This window comes from Sinomonas sp. R1AF57 (assembly GCF_002224485.1).
GTDB lineage: Bacteria > Actinomycetota > Actinomycetes > Actinomycetales > Micrococcaceae > Sinomonas > Sinomonas flava.
The window spans coordinates 1,159,805-1,178,127 of the sequence record NZ_CP022463.1 but is presented as its reverse complement, the minus strand read 5'-3'; the positions used below and the strand labels follow the sequence as shown (position 1 = coordinate 1,178,127).

Genomic DNA, 18,323 nt, shown 5'->3' with positions numbered 1-18,323 from the left:
GCGCTTCAGTCCCGGGAGCGGAGCGCGCGGCGCCGCAGCTCGAGTTCCATCAGCCTCCGGTTGAGCTGCTGGAACTCCTCAGGTGAGGCGGCGGCGTCGAGCCTCTGGAGGCGTCCCATCAGCTCGGCCTTCTGCGCGGTGATCTGCAGTTCGGCGAGCCCGGCGAGGATGTCCCGGCAGTAGCGCTCGAGCGACTCCTCCGTGGTCGCCGGCAGCGGCGTCACGGCGAGCTCGGCCAGGAGCGGGCGGAGCCCCTCGGGCAGCTCGTGGCGGACCCGTTCTATCCACGCCGAGACCGCCTCCTGCTCCCCCTGTCTGCCGGCTGCCGCGATGGCGGAATGCAGGGCGGCGTGGGCCGGTGCCACGAACCGGGCCGCCGCGAACTCATCCCACGCGGCCGCGTCGAGCATGGCCGGCTGCTGGAGGACAACCTCGAGCGCCTGGCGTTCCATGACGGCCACGGGGTCGCGCGGATCCGGCCGCCACGCCGCGGGCGACGGCATCGCCTCACCTGGAGGTGCCCCCTGTGCCGGGCGGCGGCCCGCCTCGGGACCGGGGCCTCCGTGCGGTTCGGACGATGGCCGGCGTGCCGCGGAGGCCACCGCGCGCGTCACGTCGTCGAGGGGCACCCCGATCCACTTGGCCAGCTCCCGGGCATAGGCGGGCCGGATGGCGTGGTCGCGGATGCGCGCAACGACCGGGGCCGCCTCGCGCAGTGCGGCGACACGGCCCTCGACGGTCTCGAGATTGTGGCGGCGGAGCGAGGCCTGGATGGCGAACTCGAAGAGCGGACGACGGCTCTCAATGAGCTGCTGGACGGCGGCGTCCCCCCGGTGCTGGCGGAGGTCGCACGGGTCCATGCCGTGCGGCTCGACGGCCACATAGGTCTGGGCGACGAAGCGCTGGTCCTCGTCGAAGGCCTTCAGAGCAGCCTTCTGGCCGGCCTCATCACCGTCGAAGGTGAAGATGACCTCCCCTCCGGTGCCGTCATCGGTCAGGAGCCTGCGCGCGATCTTGATGTGCTCGGTCCCGAAGGCCGTTCCACAGGACGCAACAGCGGTGTCCACGCCCGCCAGATGGCACGCCATGACGTCGGTGTAGCCCTCTACGACGACAAACTGGCGCTTCCTGGCGATGTTCCGCTTGGCCATGTCGATCCCGTACAGCACCTGGGACTTCTTGTAGAGCGCTGTCTCCGGGGTGTTGAGGTATTTCGGGCCCTGGTCGTCTTCGAACAGCCTCCGCGCTCCGAAGCCGATCACGTCTCCGGCGATGTCCCGGATCGGCCAGATGAGGCGTCCCCGGAACCGGTCGTACAGGCCCCGCGAGCCCTCGGAGAACATTCCGGTGAGCTTGAGCTCCTCGTCACGGAAGCCCTTCGTGCGCAGGTGCTTGAGCAGGCTGTCCCATCCCTGGGGGGCGAAGCCGACCCCGAACTGCTCCGCGACGTCCCGCTCGAAGCCGCGCTCGAAGAGGAACTGCCGCGCCGCGGCCGCACCCGGGGTCAGGAGCTGGGCCTGGAAGTACTCGGCGGCGACCTTGTGCGCGTCGAGCAGCCGCTGCCGCCGACCGACCTCTTCCCGCCGCGGCCCGGCACCGTCCTCGTAGTGGAGCTCGTAGCCGATCCTTGCGGCGAGCTTCTCGACAGTCTCCGCGAACGCGGTGTGGTCCATCTTCATGACGAAGCTGATGACGTCGCCGCTCTCGCCGCAGCCGAAGCAGTGGTACGTGCCGACCTGGGGTCGCACATGGAAGGACGGCGTGCGCTCGTCGTGGAACGGGCACAGGCCCTTCCACGACCCGATCCCTGCGCTCCTGAGGGTCACGTATCCCTCGGCGACCTCCCTGATGTCCGTGCGCGAGCGGACTTCCGCGATGTCCTCGGGTTTGATCAGGCCTGCCACTGGACCACCTTAGTCACCAGAGGCTCGGAAGGCTGCCCACCAGCCGCTCGTACCAGGCCAGGGCCGACCCGTCGGTGAGCGAGGCCACCTGGTCCACGATGACACGCAGCCGTGCGGCGTCGTCGTCCGCCGCCCTCCAGTCGGCCGCGAACATCGGCTCCAGATGCCGGTCGCCCGAGGCGCTCAGTGCAGTGACGAGGGCGTGGAGGACCTCGCGCTGGCGCTCGTAGATGGGCTGGCGGTGGTCCGTGGTCATCACGAACGTCGTCGCGAGGCCCTTCATCACCGCGATCTCCTGGACCGTCTCCTGGGGCACCATGACCTCGCCCGCGTACCTCGTGAGCGGGGCCTCGCCGTAGGCTGCGCGCGTGAGCGACAGGGCGCTGTCGCAGAAGCGACCTATGAGCTGGCTCGTCATGTTCTTGAGCGCCGCCATCGAGCGGCGTGACCCGTCGGCCTCGCGCACCCACACCGGTGTGGACTCGAGCCTGGCAAGGGCGGCGTCGATCTCGGCCGGGTCGCTGTGCGGGAGGTACCACTGCTGCGTGTAGCCGATGACACGGGCCCGGTGGTCGGGGTTCTCCATCCAGCGCAGCTGGAACTTGCCGGCGACGATGGCGTCCTCGACATCGTGCACCGAGTAGGCGATGTCATCGGAGAGGTCCATGACCTGGGCCTCGATGCATGACCTGCCGGATGGGGCACCCTCGCGGACCCAGGCGAAGATCCTGAGGTCGTCCTCGTAGGCGCCGAACTTGCTCGTCCGGTGCCCGTGGATGATCGGCGCGTCCACCGCGGTCCACGGGTACTTGCAGGCGGCGTCGAGGCTTGCCCGCGTGAGATTGAGCCCTGCGGGCCGGCCTTCGGCATCGAGGACCTTGGGCTCCAGCCGCGTCAGGAGCCGGAGTGTCTGCGCGTTGCCCTCGAAGCCGCCGATGGCGTGGGCGATGTCGTTCAGGGCGCTCTCGCCGTTGTGACCGAAGGGTGGGTGGCCTAGGTCGTGGCTCAGGCACGCGGCGTCGACCACGTCCGGGTCGCAGCCCAGGACCCGTCCCAGTTCGCGGCCCACCTGCGCCACCTCGAGGGAGTGCGTGAGCCGGGTGCGGACGAAGTCGTCGGTGTCCGGGGCGACGACCTGTGTCTTGGCGCCGAGCCGGCGGAGCGCCGAGGAGTGGAGGACCCGCGCGCGGTCCCGCTCGAAGTCGCTCCGGTAGCCCTTCTTCGGGGGCTCGACGACCCAGCGGGTGGAGTCCTGGACCGAATAGCCGCGGGTGTCCTCGGCCACTGTCTCAGCCACCGGACACGTCCAGTTCCGCCGCGGCGATGTCACGGGTCTGCGCGTCGTCCATGGTGCGGCTCTCGAGCCACCTGTGGGGCAGCGCCGGGCGCTTGGGCGACCCAGCGCGGCCCCGCGGGCCCTCGGCGTCAGTGCCGGGGTAGGGGGCCTCAGGGTCAAGGGTGTCGAGCAGTCCACGAAGCTCGTCCAGGGTGTTCACCTGGGCGAGCCGGGCCCGCAGCTCACCTCCGACCGCGTAGCCCTTGAAGTACCACGCGACGTGCTTGCGGATGTCCCGCAGCGCCTTGCCCTCGTCCTCGAAGTACTCGACGAGGAGCTGCGCGTGCCGGTAGAAGGCCTCCCCCACGTCTGCCAGCCCCGGCTGGATACGCTCGGCACGTCCCTCGAAGGCGGCCTGGAGGTCGCCGAAGAGCCACGGCCTGCCCTGGCACCCGCGCCCGACGACGACGCCGTCCACTCCCGTCTCGTGGACCATCCGGACGGCGTCCTCGGCGCTCCAGATGTCCCCGTTGCCGAGGACCGGGATGTCCGGAAGCGCCTCGCGCAGCCGGGCGATGGCGCTCCAGTCCGCTGTCCCGGAATAGAACTGGGCCGCCGTCCGGCCATGGAGGGCCACGGCGGCGACGCCGGCGTCCCGGGCAATCTTCCCGGCCTCGATGTAGGTCAGGTGGTCGTCGTCGATGCCCTTGCGCATCTTGATGGTGAGGGGGACCCCTCCCCGATCCGCCTCGCGCACGGCGGTCTGGACGATCTGGGTGAAGAGGTCCGTCTTCCAGGGAAGCGCGGACCCGCCGCCGCGCTTGGTGACCTTGGGCACCGGGCAGCCGAAGTTGAGGTCGATGTGGTCTGCCCGGTCCTCGTCGACGAGCATCCGGACCGCCTGCCCCACCGTGACCGGATCCACCCCGTACAGCTGCACCGAGCGCACCTGCTCGTCGCCGTCGTGCTTGATGATGCGCAGCGACTCCGGGTGCCTCTCGACGAGGGCACGCGAGGTGACCATCTCGGACACGTACAGGCCGCCGCCGTACTCGCGGCACAGTCGCCGGAAGGCGGTATTGGTGATACCGGCCATCGGCGCGAGCACGACCGGGGTGTCGATCGTCAGCCTGCCGAGACTCAGGGGCGGCAGCTCGAGGCGCACCGGCTGGGCGTCCTGGCTGGCCTCCCGACGGGCCTGGTCTGGGCCCGCAGGGGCGGAGGGAAGGGCGGTTGGCACTGCAGTCACCCGTCTATTGTGTCAAAGCGGGGCAAATTCCAGCGGCGCGCCGCCCTGAGGCCGCCATCATGCGACCTCCCAGTAGTCGCCGTCTGGGCCAGCGACGGCACGCATGACGCTCGCCGGGAGCGTCAGCGCCAGGGCGCCGTCCTCGTTCGAGGTCGCCGCCTGGACCTGTTCGCCGGGACGCCACCAGTACAGGTGGCCGCTCAGTGGCGCGATCTCCTCCTTCCCGAGGATCGCGTTGAGGCCGAGCATCCCTTCGAGTCCCTCGACCGTCGTTTCCTCGTCCACGAGGTGGAGGGTGATCATCCGCAGTGCCGGAACCCCGAAGAAGACGCCGAGCCTGCCCGGCTCAAGGCCCAGCTCGGCCATGAGCCGGTCGGGATAGGCGAGCCAGGAGGCCATGCGCGGATGGTCGCCCTCGAGGTGGAGAACCGTGACGCCGTCCTTGGCGTAGGCCTGCACCTCATCGAAGCCCGCGGAGAAGAGATTCGCCTCGGCAGCTTCCCACGCTGCCTCGAGCCCGCCGGCCTTGGCCAGATGGACGTCGGCAAGCAGGAGGGACGTCTCCTCCCTGCGCAAAGCGAGGAGGAGCGGGAGCCCGGCGATCCTGCGCGCGTACGTGTAGTCCTCCCCCAGTACCTCGTCAGGGATCCGTCCAGGGGCCGAGAACCTCGGGAACAGCCGCTCCCGCAGGGCCTTCCCTGCGTAGCCGAGCCCGCTTCCGGGCCGGCCGCCTCCGGCCTGCGCCGCCTCGAGCGCGCCCCCGACGAGCTGTCCCACGATGCTGCTCGCCACCTCGCCCCACGCCTCCTCGGGCACACGCGCTGCGGCACGCGCGATGGAGGTCAGCCCCAGCTGGGCCCCGGATCCGCGGAAGGGGCCTCCCGTGACGGCCAGATGGCTCCCGAAGTCACGCGCCCGCAAGCCCAGCGCCCGTACCGCCTCGGCGCAGTGTCCCCTGAGCAGGTCGGCCTGCCGGCCGGTGAATCCGGGGATGAACCGGTCCGGCCCCGAGAGGTCCTCGCCCGCGACGGATTGGACCGTCTCCGAGGCCGACGTCCTCATGGCGTCTGCCCGCGCTGCCCGGTTCCGCTGTGCCTTGCCCATCCCGGTTCCCCTTCGCTCTGCTGGGCGCCGTGCCGGCGCCTCGCCATCGACGCTATGCAGCGATCCGCCGGCGGGCAGCACCTCGGGCCCCTATGTGGACAACGCCAAGGAACACCGAGGAACACAGCCCAGGGCTCCTCCGGACCTCTGCCTGTGGAGGACCAATCGGCAACCTGTTCAGGCCACCCTCGCAGGCGCCTGTGCAGGACCACGGCGCCCGCGGCCCGCGCCAGCGCGGGCGGGCCTACGCTAGCCCCATGAGCAGCTCCGCAGGCGTTGACGCAGGCGTCGGCGTCCGCGCCGCCCGGCGCGGGAACCTCTGGCTCTACGACACTGCACGGCGCGTGGCCGGCTGGCTTGTCCGTGCCCTCCGACTCCGGATCATCCCCACGGGGCTCTCTGAGGTGCCCCAAGGGCAGGTGGTCCTCGCCGTCACCCACTTCGGCTACGGCGACTTCGCGCCGGTTGCCCTCGCCTGGTGGGCGGACAGGCACGACCGGCTGCGCTTCCTGGTCGGGCCACGGCCGTACCGGAGCCGGCTGCTCGGCGCTGCGATCACCGCCTGCGGCGGCGTGGCCGTGCTGGGCGGGGCCGACCACGCGAGCCTGTCCGCGGCGATGCGCGCCCTCGACGCCGGCTGGAGCATCGCCCTCTTCCCCGAGGCGGGCGTGAGCAGGAGCTTCACGGTGCGCCGCTGCCACACCGGTGCCGTCCGCATGGCCCTTGCCACGGGCGTTCCCCTCATCCCCGTCGGGGTGTGGGGCGGACACCGCATCACGACGCGCGGCCACGGCCCGCGGAACCGGACGCACCGCGGCTCGGTCCGCGACGCCTGGATGGCACCCGTCCGCGTGCACTTCGGTCCACCGGTCGCCTTCGGCGAGGGCGAGCCGCCCGAACAGTCGGCCCGACGGCTGCAGCGGGCCCTCCAGGAGGCGGTCGACGTCGCGGCCGGGGACTTCCCGCTCGGGCGCCCCCGAGGTGCATGGTGGGTCGCTGCCAAGGACGGGGGCGGGGCGCCCACCGAGGCCGAGAGGGACATCTGGGACGCCTTCGACGCCTCGCACGGCCTGCGGCCGGACCGCGACAAGATGTGAGGGCCCGCGTCAGCGGCCGCGGCGGGACCTCCGGGTCGGGTACTCCCCTGCTCCGTCGTCCTGCGCGACTCCGTCATCATCGGCCCCATCAGCATCGGCCCGGGCGCCTGCCCCGACTCCGGAGGCGCCGGTGGCTGTGGCAATGCCGGTGGCGACGGCGTGAGCGCCGCCGTCGTCCGGGCCGGAAGCCGAGCCGGCCTCGCCGCGGCGCGTGCCCGCCGTCGTGCGCGGTGACCGGCCGGCGGCGAGGCGGTCCGTCTCCTCGCCCGCGAGCAGGGCTGCCTCGGACGGCCGGCCCTCGAACCGGGAGGCACCTGTGGCCTTGACGACGGCGACCGCGACAGCGGTGGTCATCGGAATCGCGAGCACGAGGCCCACGGAGCCGACGAGGGTGCGCACGACTTCCTCGGCGAGCTCCGAGCTCGTAATGGCCTCGAGGAAGGGCCGGTCGTAGAGCGAGACGATGATGAGCAGGGGCAGCGCGGCCCCTGCGTAGGCGAACGCGATCGTGTACACGGTCGAGGCGATGTGGTCCCGCCCGATCCTCAGGGCGGAGGTGAACAGCTTGCGGGCGGGGGTGTGCGGGGCGAGCTCGTAGAGCTCCCACACCGCCGAGGACTGGGTGATCGTGACGTCGTTGAGCGCTCCGAGTCCCGAGATGATCAGCCCGCAGAGGATGATGCCCGAGATCGAGATGTTCCCGCCGACGTTGACCAGACTCGCCGCGTCGTGGCTGCCCACACCGGTGAGGTAGGCGGCGTCGGTCGACCAGGCGGCGAGCAGGGCAGTCACGCCCAGGCCGAAGATCGTCCCCAGCAGCGCCGTCGAGGTGCGGGCCGAGAGCCCGTGGGCGAAGTACAGGACGCCCATCATGATGACCGTCGACCCCACGAGGGCCAGCAGGAGCGGAGGCTTCCCCTCGACGAGGCCGGGCAGGACGAAGGCGACCAGCACTGCGTACGCGCCCCCGAGTCCGAGCAGGGCGCGCAGCCCCCGCCATCGGGCGACGGCCACGACCACGACGGCGTACAGCGCCGCGAGGAGCAGGATCGGGACCGTCCGGACGAAGTCCGTGAAGACGTAGGCCGGAGCGCCGCTCGCCTGCTGGGCCGCGCCGCCCTGGGCCGAGCTGCCCTGGGCCGAGCTGCCCTGGGGCTGGTGCTGGATGCGCGAGAGGTTGAGGTACCGGATCCGGTCCCCGGGCTTGACCCCGTGCGACTTCACGATGTCCGGGTTGAGTGCCACGCGCACCTCGGCCCCGCCGGCGTCAGGCTGGGTCGACGCGAAGCTGCACGTGCTGGCGGACGTCCCGGAGGAGGCAGCGGACGACGACGCGCCCGGGCAGGCCTCGGACGTCACCGTCCTGACCGTGCCAGTGTCCATCGTGACGCCCTGCGCGACGGAGTAGGGGTTGGAGAGCTGGAGCCCCGAACGGTCGCCCGAGGGCCAGAGCGAGACCATCCCGACGAGGGTGAGGAGGCCGAGGGGGACGAGGACCGCCGCCAGGATCCACGTGGCACGCCGGCGGGCCGCCGCCGCGGCGGGGCCGGCGGGCGGGCCCCCATGGCTGTGCCCATGACCGGCGTGCCCGTGCCCCGCGGACCCGTGCCCGGTCCCGTGTCCCGCGCCCACGCTCAGTCCCCGACGGTCAGCGTGTCCGCGCCGACCTGTTCGGCGGCGCCGGCAGCGAGCAGCGGCTCGACGGTCGCGCGGAGCGCCGCCATCGAATCGTCCAGCTCGAGGCTCACGGGGTGCTGGTACGCGATGAGCGCCAGGAGACCGCGGACGGCGTCCCGGGCGTCCTCCGCGTCGAGCCGGACCTCATGGCCGAGGAGCACCTCGCTCGGGTCGTCCGCCGCCGCGCCGCCCGGCGCGGCATAGCTGACGGCGAACGCGCGCAGGCGCCCCTTCCGCTTCGACGGGGCGACGGCGGAGCCGAAAGCGCTCTCCGCCGGAGCGCGCAGCACGACGGCGCCGTGGGCGCCGGCCGCGTCCGAGAGGAAGAGCTGCTGGGCGCGCCCGACGCTGATCGGCGCAGGCGGGTCCCAGTCGTTGATCTCGGTGTAGTAGCGCGCCACGGCGTCCGAGAGCTCGACCGAGCCGGTCGCGAGGTCCTCGACGAGCGGGGAGTCGCCGGAGTCCTCGCCGTCGCCGAAGACCGGCAGCTTGAGCGAGCCCGGCCGCACCACCACGTGGCGCGACCGCTGCAGGGCGCCGAACCCGCGCGCTGCGGCGAAGTCCGCCCCCGGCGTGCCGGCAGTCACCCGTGAGCGCAGGGCCGCGACGCCCGACGGCGAGGCTTCCGCCGCCTCGCGCAGCCGGCGCAGGAGCTCCGTGCCGACGCCCTGCCGCCGGTGGTCCCGGGCCACCTCGACGTACGCCCAGTGCCGCTGGGGATGCAGCGCCGAGGCGTACACCACGCCCGCGGCAACAGGGATGCCCTGGTCCTCGGCCACGACGCAGCGCCGCCACGCCCCCGGTGCCGAGCCGGCGCCGTCGTGCGCGTCCCCGTCACCGGCGGCGGCACCCTGCTGGGCGCCGTCGGAGTCTGGACCGAAGGCGCCGCGGAACTGCTCCGCGGCGGCGCCCTCAGCGTCACCCCAGAGCTGCAGGAGGACGTGGTCGTCGCCGTCGCGCCAGGGGCGGTACGTCAGCTGGGCCATGGGCTCAGTTCTTCTCGAGGCGCTCGAAGAGGTACCCCGCCACCTTGTCGAGGGAGACGCGGTCCTGGCCCATCGTGTCGCGCTCGCGGATGGTCACCGCCTGGTCCTCGAGGGTGTCGAAGTCCACCGTGATGCAGAACGGAGTGCCGATCTCGTCCTGGCGGCGGTAGCGACGGCCGATGGCGCCGGCATCGTCGAACTCGATGTTCCAGTGCTTGCGCAGCTGGGCCGCGAGGTCGCGGGCCTTGGGCGAGAGGTCCTCGTTGCGGCTCAGCGGCAGCACCGCGGCCTTGACCGGCGCGAGGCGCGGGTCGAGCTTGAGCACCGTGCGCTTGTCGACGCCGCCCTTCGTGTTGGGGGCCTCGTCCTCGGTGTACGCGTCGACGAGGAAGGCCATCATCGAACGTGTGAGGCCGAACGAGGGCTCGATCACGTAGGGGATGTAGCGCTCGTTCGTGGCCTGGTTGAAGTAGGCGAGCTCGTGGCCGGAGGCCTTCGAGTGGCTGCCCAGGTCGTAGTCGGTGCGGTTGGCGATGCCCATGAGCTCGCCCCACTCGTTGCCCTGGAAGCCGAAGCGGTACTCGATGTCGATCGTGCCCGCGGAGTAGTGGGCGCGCTCGTCCTCGGGGACGTCGAAGCGGCGCATGTTCTCCGGGCTGATGCCCAGGTCCACGAACCAGTTCCAGCACTCCTCGACCCAGTGCTTGAACCACTCGTCGGCCTCGCCGGGCGCCGTGAAGTACTCGATCTCCATCTGCTCGAACTCGCGGGTGCGGAAGATGAAGTTGCCGGGGGTGATCTCGTTGCGGAACGCCTTGCCGATCTGGCCGATGCCGAACGGCGGCTTCTTGCGGCTCGTGGTAACGACGTTGTTGAAGTTCACGAAGATGCCCTGGGCGGTCTCGGGGCGCATGTAGTGCAGGCCCTCGGCGTTGTCCACGGGGCCGAGGAACGTCTTCATGAGGCCCGAGAACATCTGCGGCTCGGTCCACTTGCCGGTGGTCCCGCAGTTCGGGCAGACGATGGAGTCCATGCCGCCCTCAGGCGCGCGGCCCTTCTTCGCCTCGTACGCCTCGATGAGGTGGTCCTGGCGGAAGCGGTGGTGGCACTGGAGGCACTCGACGAGGGGGTCGGTGAACGTGGCGACGTGGCCGGAGGCCTCCCACACCTGCTTGGGCAGGATCACGGAGGAGTCGAGGCCCACCATGTCCTCGCGGCCGCGGACGAACGTCTGCCACCACTGCTCCTTGATGTTCTCCTTGAGCTCGACGCCGAGGGGGCCGTAGTCCCAGGCCGAGCGGGAGCCTCCGTAGATCTCACCCGCCTGGAAGACGAATCCGCGGCGCTTGGCCAGGGAGACGATCGAGTCCAGTGGGGTCTTCGGTGCCAAGGGGGTTCCTCCGTACTTCTCAGGCCGCTGGGTGCGGTCCGGCGGTGTGCACCAGTGAGTCAGGCGCACAGACGAGCGTGCAGTGACAAGCCTACCGGCGCACGACGCCGGCCGGTCACCTCGTGCGGATCATGCGCCGGTTCCACGGCAGGGTCGCCAGGACCATCGCGACGAGGGTCGCCACGGTGCCGACGACAGTGGGGAGCGCGACGACGGTGCCCGGCGCGGGCGCGAACGCGTCGAGCGCGAGGGAGCCGAGCAGCTGGCCGGCGATCATGCCGAGGCCCGTCAGGAGCACTCCGAGGCGACGGACGAGCACGGTGGCGACGGCGATGAACACGACGCCGAGGGGGCCGCCCGTGTAGTACCACCAGTCCGCCGGGAAGTCGGCCGGAAGGGGCCTGCCGGGGCCTGCCACGGCGACCTTGACCGCCCACGCGACCGTGAGCCCTACGATGCCCGAGACGAAGTTCATGAGCGTGGCCGCGAGGAGGCTGCTGTAGGCCACCGCGCTGGCCCCGTTCATGGCGGACTGGAAGCTCTGCGCGAACCCTGCCGCGAAGGGCAGGACCACGAGGGCGGTCAGCGCGGCGAGGTCCTGCGCTGCTCCGAACTTCGGCGCCACGGCATAGGCGACCGAGGCGAGGGTGAGGACGGTCGCGAAGACGCGCATGCCCGTGAGCGGACGCTGCCGGCCCTGCGCGAAGCCCACCCGGTCCACGAGCAGGCCGCTCATGGTCTGCCCGGTGACGGCGGCGATGGTGAAGACCGCGATCCCGAGGACGCCGACGGTGACAGCCTGCGCGACGACGAAGAGTGCCCCGCACAGGCCCGCCCCGAGGTACCACCACGGGATCGTGCCCGACCGCACGGCCGACCCGATGCCCCGCACCCCTGCGCGGCCCGAGGGCAGGACCGCCGCCAGGACCGCGAGGACTGCGAGCCCGGTGCCGAAGCTGGTCAGCGCCGCGGCGACGCCATCGCCGAGGCGAGCGCCGAGCGCCCCGTTGATGCGGCCCTGCGCAGGAACGGCGACGCCGGCCGCCACGGCCGCGGCGAGGCCGAGCGGAAGGGGAAAGGGTCGGGGCGCGGTCACTGGAGACAGCCTAGGGGCTGCACGGCCTACAGTTGCACCATGCCCCCCAGCGAACCGCGCAGCACGCCCGCCCCCGACGACGGCCTCGACACGGTCGAGATCCGCGAGGGGACGATCCGCCTCGGACAGGTCCTCAAGCTCGCCTCCCTGGTCGAGGACGGGGTCGAGGCCGCAGAGCTGATCCGCAACGGGCTCGTCAAGGTAAACGGCGAGATTGAGGAGCGCCGGGGGCGCCAGCTCAGCGCCGGGGACGTGGTCGAGGTCAATGGCGCGCGGGTGCGGCTCGTGTCGCGGGGCTGACCGCTCGGGCGGCCGGGCGCCGTCGTGCGTACCCGAGACGCTCAGGGGCGCGATTTCGCGTACCCGAGACGCTCAGGGGCGCGGTTTCGCGCACCCGAGACGCTCAGGGGCGCGGTTTCGCGTACCCGAGACGTCAGGGCTTGAGGACGGCCTGCTCGAGGAACTCCTTGACGTGGGCGATCTCCGGCCCGCTGACGCTGTGGCCGATGCCGGGGTAGGTGATCTTGGTCAGCGCGACGTGGCCGCGCACCCAGCCCATCGTGTACTCGACCTTGTCGGCCGTGATGACGGGATCGGCCTGGTCGCGGCCCCAGAACAGGGGCACGGTGCCGGTGAGCTCTGCGTCGCGGAAGTAGGAGTAGTCCGCTGCCCCAGCGGCGGCGGGGTCGACGGCGAAGCCGGAGAGGCCCACGACGGCGGCGAAGTCCGCCGGGCGCCGGCGCAGGAGGGAGGTGGCCATGGCCATGCCCATCGAGAATCCGAGGAGGGTCACGGAGGAGTGCTGGGAGCGGACCTCGTCGAGCCATGCGAGGGCGTACTCGACGGCGGCCTCGACGGAGTCCATCGTGAAGTCCTGGGCGGCCATGAGGGGGAACCACTGGTAGGCACCCGGCGCGAGCGTCTGGGGAGCGCGCAGCGCGGCGACGGTGAAGTCCTCGGGAAGGTAGCCCGCGAGTCCCATGAGGTCGGCCTCGTTCGAGCCGTACCCGTGGAACATCACGATGAGCGGTGTGCCGGCACGCTCGGCCTCCGGCCGGCTCCACAGGATCTGGTGGTCGGGGTAGTCGGCGGGGTAGGCCTCGGGACGCTGGGCATCGGCAACGGCATCAGTCATGGGTCCATTCTTGCACATAGTTGAACTGTCAACTAAATAGCGGCCGTCTTGGACTCCACGCTCCCCCGGCGCACAATGTACCCGTGAGTACGATCTCTGACCGGCTCTCCCCGGGCGTCGAGGACGGACCCGACGGCTACCACCACCCGTGGCACCGCTACGTTGCCCTCGGCGACTCCTTCACGGAGGGAATCGGCGACCCCGACCAGAACAATCCCGGACGCCACCGCGGCTGGGCCGACCGCCTCGCGGAGGAGCTCTCCCACGGCACCCCCGACTTCGCCTACGCCAACCTGGCGATCCGCGGAAGGCTGCTGGGACGCATCCTCGACGAGCAGCTCGAGCCCGCGCTCGAGCTGCGCCCGGACCTTGTCTCGCTCTCCGCGGGCGGCAACGACCTCCTCCGGCCCGGCAGCGACCCGGACGCCCTCGCGCTCAGGCTCGACGGCGCCGTCGGCCGCCTGGCGGACTCGGGTGCGACGGTGCTCCTGTTCAACGGACCGGACATCGGCTCGACGCCCGTGCTCTCGGCGATCCGCGGCAAGGTCGCGATCTACAACGAGAACCTGCGGGTCATCGCCGCGCGCCACGATGCCGTCATCGCCGACATGTGGGCGCTGCGCAAGCTCTCCGACCCGCGCATGTGGGACAGCGACCGGCTCCACTTCTCCCCGCTGGGCCACCACACGATCGCGATCATGGCCCTCGAGGCCCTCAACGTGAGGCACAGCCTCGAACCGATGGAACCCCGCCCGATGCCCGCGCGCAGCTGGCGCGCGGCCCGCAGCGAGGACCTCGTGTGGGCGCGCGAGTACTTCGTCCCGTGGGTGGTCCGACGGCTCCGGCACAAGTCGAGCGGCGACGGCATCCTGGCCAAGCGCCCGACGGCGCAGCCCGTCTTCGGCGCGGGCGCCCCCCTCGGGTCCGGGGAGGCCAGCGCCAGCTGAGGCACTCGCGGGTCAGTCCCGTCCGGCCGACCGCAGCCTCAGGGCCTGCACCGGGCACAGTGAGACGGCGTCCTGCGCCGCCCCGGCGAGCCCGGAGGGAACCGGCACGTCCCGGCCGCCGCGTCCGAGCGGGTAGCCCCAGTCGTCGCGGACGAGGAGTTCGGGCAGCAGCTCGGTGCAGAGGCCACGCCCGTCGCACCGCGTGAAGTCGATGTGCAGCGCGAGGCGTTCCCGGCTCATGGCTGCCACCCCCGGGTGCCCGTGCAGTCCCCGTTCAGATGGGCACGCACCTCCTGCCGGAACACCGTCAGCGTGCTGCGGACGAACCCTGCCGTCGCGTCGGGGTGGTGGCACGCTCCCCTGCCCGTGATAAGGCCCGCCAGTCGCTCGGCCTCGGCCGCGAGCCAGGGGCTCCGCTCCCCGCCGGCGATCCGTTCGAGGACGGCCGCCATGGCGGGCAGCCCGAACGTGCACGGCCCGCACTGGCGCGCCGAGCCGTCGGCGAGGTAGCGGGCGATGGGTGCGGCCGCCGCCAGGCCGCAGCGCCCCGCGGCGAGGGCGAGGAGCACCCCGGCGCCGGGCCGGGCGCCGTAGTCCGCGAGGCCCGCGGCGCTCGCGCGCCGGTCCAGGGCCTTCGCCGGCACCCAGGCGCCGTGGAAGCCTCCGACGAGGACGGCGGCCAGGGAGCCCGGGTCGGCCCCGGCGCCGAGGAGGATGTCGCGGAGCGATGTGCCGCCGGGAACCTCCGCGACGCGGGGCGTCGGCACGTCCCCCGAGACGCTGACGAGACGGGTGCCCGGATCGTCGTCGGTCCCTGCGGTGCGGAACCAGTCGGCGCCGTACCGGGCCACGAGGGCGAGCTGGGCGAGCGTCTCGACGTTGTGCACGAGGGTCGGCAGTCCCCGGTACCCCGCGGTGGTCAGGCGCGCCGCGCTGTCCCGCGGCAGGGCGAGCCCCGTCTCGAGCGCCGAGACGACCGCGCTGGCCTCGCCGGAGACGAACGTCCCCGGCGATTCGACGAGCGAGATGCGCCGTCCGTCGCGGCGTTCGGCCAGGGCGGCGGCCACGCCCGCGAGCGATGCCGCGGGCGCGTAGACGAAGAGCTGCGACGCGTTCAGCGCCTCGGCCGCTGTGAGGAGACCATCGAGGACGAGGTGGGGCGCCCCCGTCAGGAGCGCGGCGTCCTTGCGGCTCAGCGGCTCGCCCTCGGCGCCGTTGGCCACGACGACGGCGCGCCGCGCTCCGAGCGAGGACAGCTTGCGCCAGGCGGGGAATCCGGCGCCTCCGCGCCCGGCGAGACCCGATGCCTCGAGCTCCGCGAGCAGCGCCTCGCGGGTCCAGCCGGTCCTCCGCGGGCCGTAGGCTGCCTCATGGGCTGCCAGGTCCGGGCCGGCGGACGCGAAGAGCCGTCCGGTGCCCAGGGCCGGCAGTCCGAGAGCCGTCTCAGTCATGCACGCTCACACCCGCCCGAACCGTGCAGCGGCAGTCTCCGCGAATCCCGCGCTGAGGCGCCAGAGCACGGCGGATGCCGCGGCCCCGGCGCAGGCCCACGCGTAGGCCTGGAACCACAGCGACCCCGCGTCGGTCCCCGAGCCCAGCGCGTGGGCGAACGCGACCGGCCAGAGGGCGTAGGCGGCCCAGTGGATGGCCCGGAAGGCCCGCTGCCCGAACCGGTGGCGCAGCAGTCCCGTCACCACGAGGGCCACCACGAGGTCGAACGCCGTCGTGCCGAGTCCCACCCAGAACGGGTTCCAGCCCGCCAGGAAGGGCACGACGGCGTCGCCCAGGCCGAGCTTCGCATGCGGGTCGAGCATGAGGGTGCCAACGTGCAGCACCAGGAACGTGACGGCGGTCAGGGCGGTGCTGCGGTGGACGAGCGCCACCGAGAAGCGCGGAAGCCCGGCGAGCGGACGCCCCGAGCGGCTCACGATGCCCAGGACGAGCACGGCGGTGAGCAGCGCGAGGGAGACGATCCCGCTCGCCCGGCCGAAGGCCCACAGGACTTCGTTCATCGCCGCGCCCCTGCCGCGAGGGACGGCCGGTGGTCCGCGGAGTCGGCGGGCCAGCCGTTGAGCTCCACCACGTCGCCGTCTGCCCGCACGAGGCGCGCGGGGTATCCCAGGCCGCGGAGCCATGCGACAGCAGCAGTCCCGCGCACGACGGCGGCGGTGCTCGCCGTGTTCGCGCTGACGCAGTCGGGGGCCGCCACCGTGACGCTGCGCCAGGCCTCTGGGGCGGGAAGGGCCGTCATGGGGTCGAGGATGTGGTGCGCCTCGAGCGTCCCCGAGCGCCGCCGTCGCTTCTGCGTGCTCGACGTCGCGATCGCCCAGCCGCCGGCCAGGCTCACCTGGCATGCGGGGTCGGCGGGAAGGTCCTGCACGAGCACCTCCCACGCGGCGTCGCCCGCCGTGGCGAGGTCCCCGCCGAGGGAGACGAGGACGGACGTGCCGAAGCGGGCGTGCACTTCCGCCGCCGCCCGGTCGGCCGCCGCCGCCTTCGCCGTGGCGCCGAGGTCGAGGCGGACGCCCGGCGGGATGGCGAGCACGCCGGCGTCGAGCGTGACCTGCCGCCAGCTCTCCGCGGGGAGCGGGCGGGTGGACACCGTCGGGCCGGCCGCCGCGCGAGCGTCCTCCCGTGGCGGCCCGAAGCCCAGATCGATCAGCTCGCAGCCCAGTGTCGGGACGACGGCGCCCCCGGAGCGGTCAGCGGCGTCGAGCGCAGTGCGGATCAGGCTCGCCAGCAGCGGCGTCACCGCCCCTCCCCCGGCGCGCTGCACCCGGCTGAGCTCCGAGTCGGGGCGGAAGCTGCTGGCGGCCTGGTCGACCCGGCCCAGGAACTCCTGGACGTGGGCGAGGGCGGGGCCGAGAGCGGCGGGGTCCGTGACGGCCAGGCGGCACGCACAGGTGAACGCCTCGAAGTCCGCGACAGCTGCCACGTCAGGACCCCATGGAATGGCCGACGGCGCCGCCGCCGCGCGAGGGGCGGAGCCCCTGCTGGGACTGCTGGCTTCCGGAGCTGGAGCTCGAGCCCGGCGACCGGTGGCTCTGGGTTCCCGGGCCCGAATGCTCCTGGGGCCCCTCCTCCGAGTACCCGCCGGACCCGCTTCCGTCGTCCGAACCGGTCGTGCTGCCCACGGTCGTCGATGCTGCCTGCGCGGCCGGAATGTACACGGCTGCCGCGACGGCGCCCGCGGCGACGGCACTTGCCGCGCCGACCGCCATGGCCGTCAGGCGCGCCCGCCGCCGTCCCGTCTCACGGATGCCCTCACCCATCGCGTCCTCCTCTGGTCTGGTTCCAGCATGGACGCGCGAGTTATGCCTTCAAAGGGAGAAAGCTGTGTGCAGGCTGTGCTTTCGCACCGGTCAGAGCGTGAAGACCTTCCGCCGCAGCTCGCCGCCGAGCTGGCCGATCTCGGTGAGGAACCCGTCGTGGCCGATCTTGGCATCGATCGAATGCACGGGGACCTCGCCGGGGAGGGCGCGCGCGAGCTCGTCGCTCTGCTCGGGGAAGTAGAGCCGGTCCGAGTTGACGGAGGCGAGGAAGAACTCCGCCTTGGTCTTCGCCAGTGCCCTCACGAGGCCGCCGCGGCCGCGGCCCACGTCGTGGCTCATGAGCGCCTCCGTGATGGCGATGTAGCTGTTGGCGTCGAACCGGTTCACGAGCTTGGCGGCCTGGTGGTCGAGGTAGCTCTCCACCTGGTAGCGGCCGCGCTCAGCGGCGGGGCCGGGGGCCTCGATCGGGTTCTCGGCGCCCTGGCCGCGGCGGCCGAAGCGGAAGTTCAGCTCCGGCTCGGAGCGATAGGAGATGTGGGCGATCCGGCGTGCCAGCCCGAGCCCGGCCACGGGAGTCGGGCCGCCATAGTAGTCGCCGCCGTTGAAGTGGGGGTCCTGCCGGATGGCGAGGACCTGCGCCTGCGCGAGGGCGATCTGCTCGGCGGTCGAGTAGGCGCCGATGGCGACGACGACGCAGTGCCGCACCCGCTCCGGGTACGTTGCCGCCCACTCGAGCGCCCTGGCGCCGCCCATGGACCCGCCGAGGACCGCGTGCCAGGCACGGACTCCCAGCCGGTCAGCCAGCCGGGCCTCGGCGCGGACCGAATCGCGGATGGTCACGAACGGGAACCGCGAGCCCCACGGCACGCCCTCGGGGTCGAGGCTGCTCGGCCCGGTCGAGCCGTAGCACCCGCCGAGCATGTTGGCCGCGACCACGAAGTACTTCTCGGTGTCCACCGGCTTCCCCGGGCCGACGAGGGCCTCCCACCAGCCCGGCTCGTCGCCCTCGCCCTGGGCCACGTGCGTGTCCCCGGTGAGCGCGTGCTGGATGAGGACCGCGTTGGTCCCGTCGGCGTTGAGCGTTCCCCACGTCTCGTAGGCCAGCTCGACCTCGGGGAGGGCGCCGCCAGCCTCGAGCTGGAGGGCGCCCACGGCCGTGGTGCGCACGACGCCGTCCTGCCTGGTCCCGC

General features: G+C 72.4%; 18 protein-coding genes. 3 read left to right on the top strand and 15 right to left on the bottom strand.

The window, feature by feature from the left end:
- Positions 1-5: 5 nt before the first annotated feature.
- From dnaG to CGQ25_RS05320, 4 genes are all read right to left on the bottom strand, one after another.
- Complete coding sequence (gene dnaG, locus CGQ25_RS05335; RefSeq protein WP_208712141.1) at positions 6-1,904, bottom strand: DNA primase; 1,899 nt, start codon at positions 1,902-1,904, stop codon at positions 6-8.
- Positions 1,905-1,917: 13 nt separating this feature from the next.
- Positions 1,918-3,201, bottom strand: coding sequence for a deoxyguanosinetriphosphate triphosphohydrolase (locus tag CGQ25_RS05330; RefSeq protein ID WP_208712140.1), 1,284 nt, complete (start codon positions 3,199-3,201; stop codon positions 1,918-1,920).
- Positions 3,194-4,345 (bottom strand): tRNA dihydrouridine synthase DusB, encoded by a 1,152-nt coding sequence (dusB, locus tag CGQ25_RS05325; protein ID WP_255405737.1) that lies wholly within the window; start codon positions 4,343-4,345, stop codon positions 3,194-3,196. Before dusB ends, CGQ25_RS05330 begins: the two co-directional genes overlap by 8 nt.
- 141 nt (positions 4,346-4,486) lie before the next feature.
- Entirely contained in the window at positions 4,487-5,533 is a 1,047-nt protein-coding gene (locus tag CGQ25_RS05320) for a hypothetical protein (protein ID WP_208712139.1), read from the bottom strand.
- Between the two features lie 257 nt (positions 5,534-5,790).
- Between CGQ25_RS05320 and CGQ25_RS05315 the strand changes: the two genes are divergently transcribed.
- Complete coding sequence (locus tag CGQ25_RS05315; protein ID WP_208712138.1) at positions 5,791-6,630, top strand: 1-acyl-sn-glycerol-3-phosphate acyltransferase; 840 nt, start codon at positions 5,791-5,793, stop codon at positions 6,628-6,630.
- A 9-nt stretch (positions 6,631-6,639) separates the two neighbouring features.
- Here CGQ25_RS05315 and CGQ25_RS05310 read toward each other — a convergent pair whose 3' ends face one another.
- The 4 genes from CGQ25_RS05310 to CGQ25_RS05295 form a co-directional block, all read right to left on the bottom strand.
- Positions 6,640-8,091, bottom strand: coding sequence for a YibE/F family protein (locus tag CGQ25_RS05310; protein WP_208712907.1), 1,452 nt, complete (start codon positions 8,089-8,091; stop codon positions 6,640-6,642).
- A gap of 173 nt (positions 8,092-8,264) precedes the next feature.
- Complete coding sequence (locus CGQ25_RS05305) at positions 8,265-9,293, bottom strand: GNAT family N-acetyltransferase (protein ID WP_208712137.1); 1,029 nt, start codon at positions 9,291-9,293, stop codon at positions 8,265-8,267.
- Positions 9,294-9,297: 4 nt separating this feature from the next.
- Positions 9,298-10,683: a glycine--tRNA ligase gene (locus tag CGQ25_RS05300; protein WP_208712136.1), complete on the bottom strand. Its 1,386-nt coding sequence runs from the start codon at positions 10,681-10,683 to the stop codon at positions 9,298-9,300.
- A gap of 115 nt (positions 10,684-10,798) precedes the next feature.
- On the bottom strand, positions 10,799-11,779 hold the full coding sequence (locus tag CGQ25_RS05295) for a DMT family transporter (RefSeq protein ID WP_208712135.1): 981 nt from the start codon (positions 11,777-11,779) through the stop codon (positions 10,799-10,801).
- A 39-nt stretch (positions 11,780-11,818) separates the two neighbouring features.
- Between CGQ25_RS05295 and CGQ25_RS05290 the strand changes: the two genes are divergently transcribed.
- Entirely contained in the window at positions 11,819-12,079 is a 261-nt protein-coding gene (locus tag CGQ25_RS05290; protein ID WP_208712134.1) for an RNA-binding S4 domain-containing protein, read from the top strand.
- A 133-nt stretch (positions 12,080-12,212) separates the two neighbouring features.
- Here the strand turns inward: CGQ25_RS05290 and CGQ25_RS05285 are convergent, their stop codons facing one another.
- Positions 12,213-12,914 carry an alpha/beta hydrolase gene (locus tag CGQ25_RS05285; RefSeq protein WP_208712133.1) on the bottom strand — a complete coding sequence of 234 codons (702 nt, stop codon included), beginning with the start codon at positions 12,912-12,914 and terminating at the stop codon, positions 12,213-12,215.
- An 83-nt stretch (positions 12,915-12,997) separates the two neighbouring features.
- On the opposite strand from CGQ25_RS05285, the gene CGQ25_RS05280 reads away from it, so the two are divergent.
- On the top strand, positions 12,998-13,861 hold the full coding sequence (locus tag CGQ25_RS05280; RefSeq protein WP_255405591.1) for an SGNH/GDSL hydrolase family protein: 864 nt from the start codon (positions 12,998-13,000) through the stop codon (positions 13,859-13,861).
- Positions 13,862-13,873: 12 nt separating this feature from the next.
- Here the strand turns inward: CGQ25_RS05280 and CGQ25_RS05275 are convergent, their stop codons facing one another.
- The 6 genes from CGQ25_RS05275 to CGQ25_RS05255 form a co-directional block, all read right to left on the bottom strand.
- Positions 13,874-14,101 carry a ferredoxin gene (locus CGQ25_RS05275; protein WP_208712132.1) on the bottom strand — a complete coding sequence of 76 codons (228 nt, stop codon included), beginning with the start codon at positions 14,099-14,101 and terminating at the stop codon, positions 13,874-13,876.
- On the bottom strand, positions 14,098-15,312 hold the full coding sequence (locus tag CGQ25_RS05270) for an NADH-ubiquinone oxidoreductase-F iron-sulfur binding region domain-containing protein (RefSeq protein ID WP_208712131.1): 1,215 nt from the start codon (positions 15,310-15,312) through the stop codon (positions 14,098-14,100). Before CGQ25_RS05270 ends, CGQ25_RS05275 begins: the two co-directional genes overlap by 4 nt.
- A 6-nt stretch (positions 15,313-15,318) precedes the next feature.
- On the bottom strand, positions 15,319-15,873 hold the full coding sequence (locus tag CGQ25_RS05265) for a ferric reductase-like transmembrane domain-containing protein (RefSeq protein ID WP_208712130.1): 555 nt from the start codon (positions 15,871-15,873) through the stop codon (positions 15,319-15,321).
- The gene (locus CGQ25_RS05260; RefSeq protein WP_222703705.1) at positions 15,870-16,796 is read right to left on the bottom strand and encodes an FAD:protein FMN transferase; all 927 of its coding nucleotides are present in this window, start codon (positions 16,794-16,796) and stop codon (positions 15,870-15,872) included. The genes CGQ25_RS05265 and CGQ25_RS05260 overlap by 4 nt, the downstream gene beginning before the upstream one ends.
- A 1-nt stretch (position 16,797) precedes the next feature.
- Positions 16,798-17,133: a hypothetical protein gene (locus CGQ25_RS18280; protein ID WP_222703704.1), complete on the bottom strand. Its 336-nt coding sequence runs from the start codon at positions 17,131-17,133 to the stop codon at positions 16,798-16,800.
- 90 nt (positions 17,134-17,223) lie between these two features.
- Complete coding sequence (locus CGQ25_RS05255; protein WP_255405736.1) at positions 17,224-18,300, bottom strand: homoserine O-acetyltransferase; 1,077 nt, start codon at positions 18,298-18,300, stop codon at positions 17,224-17,226.
- Positions 18,301-18,323: the final 23 nt, after the last annotated feature.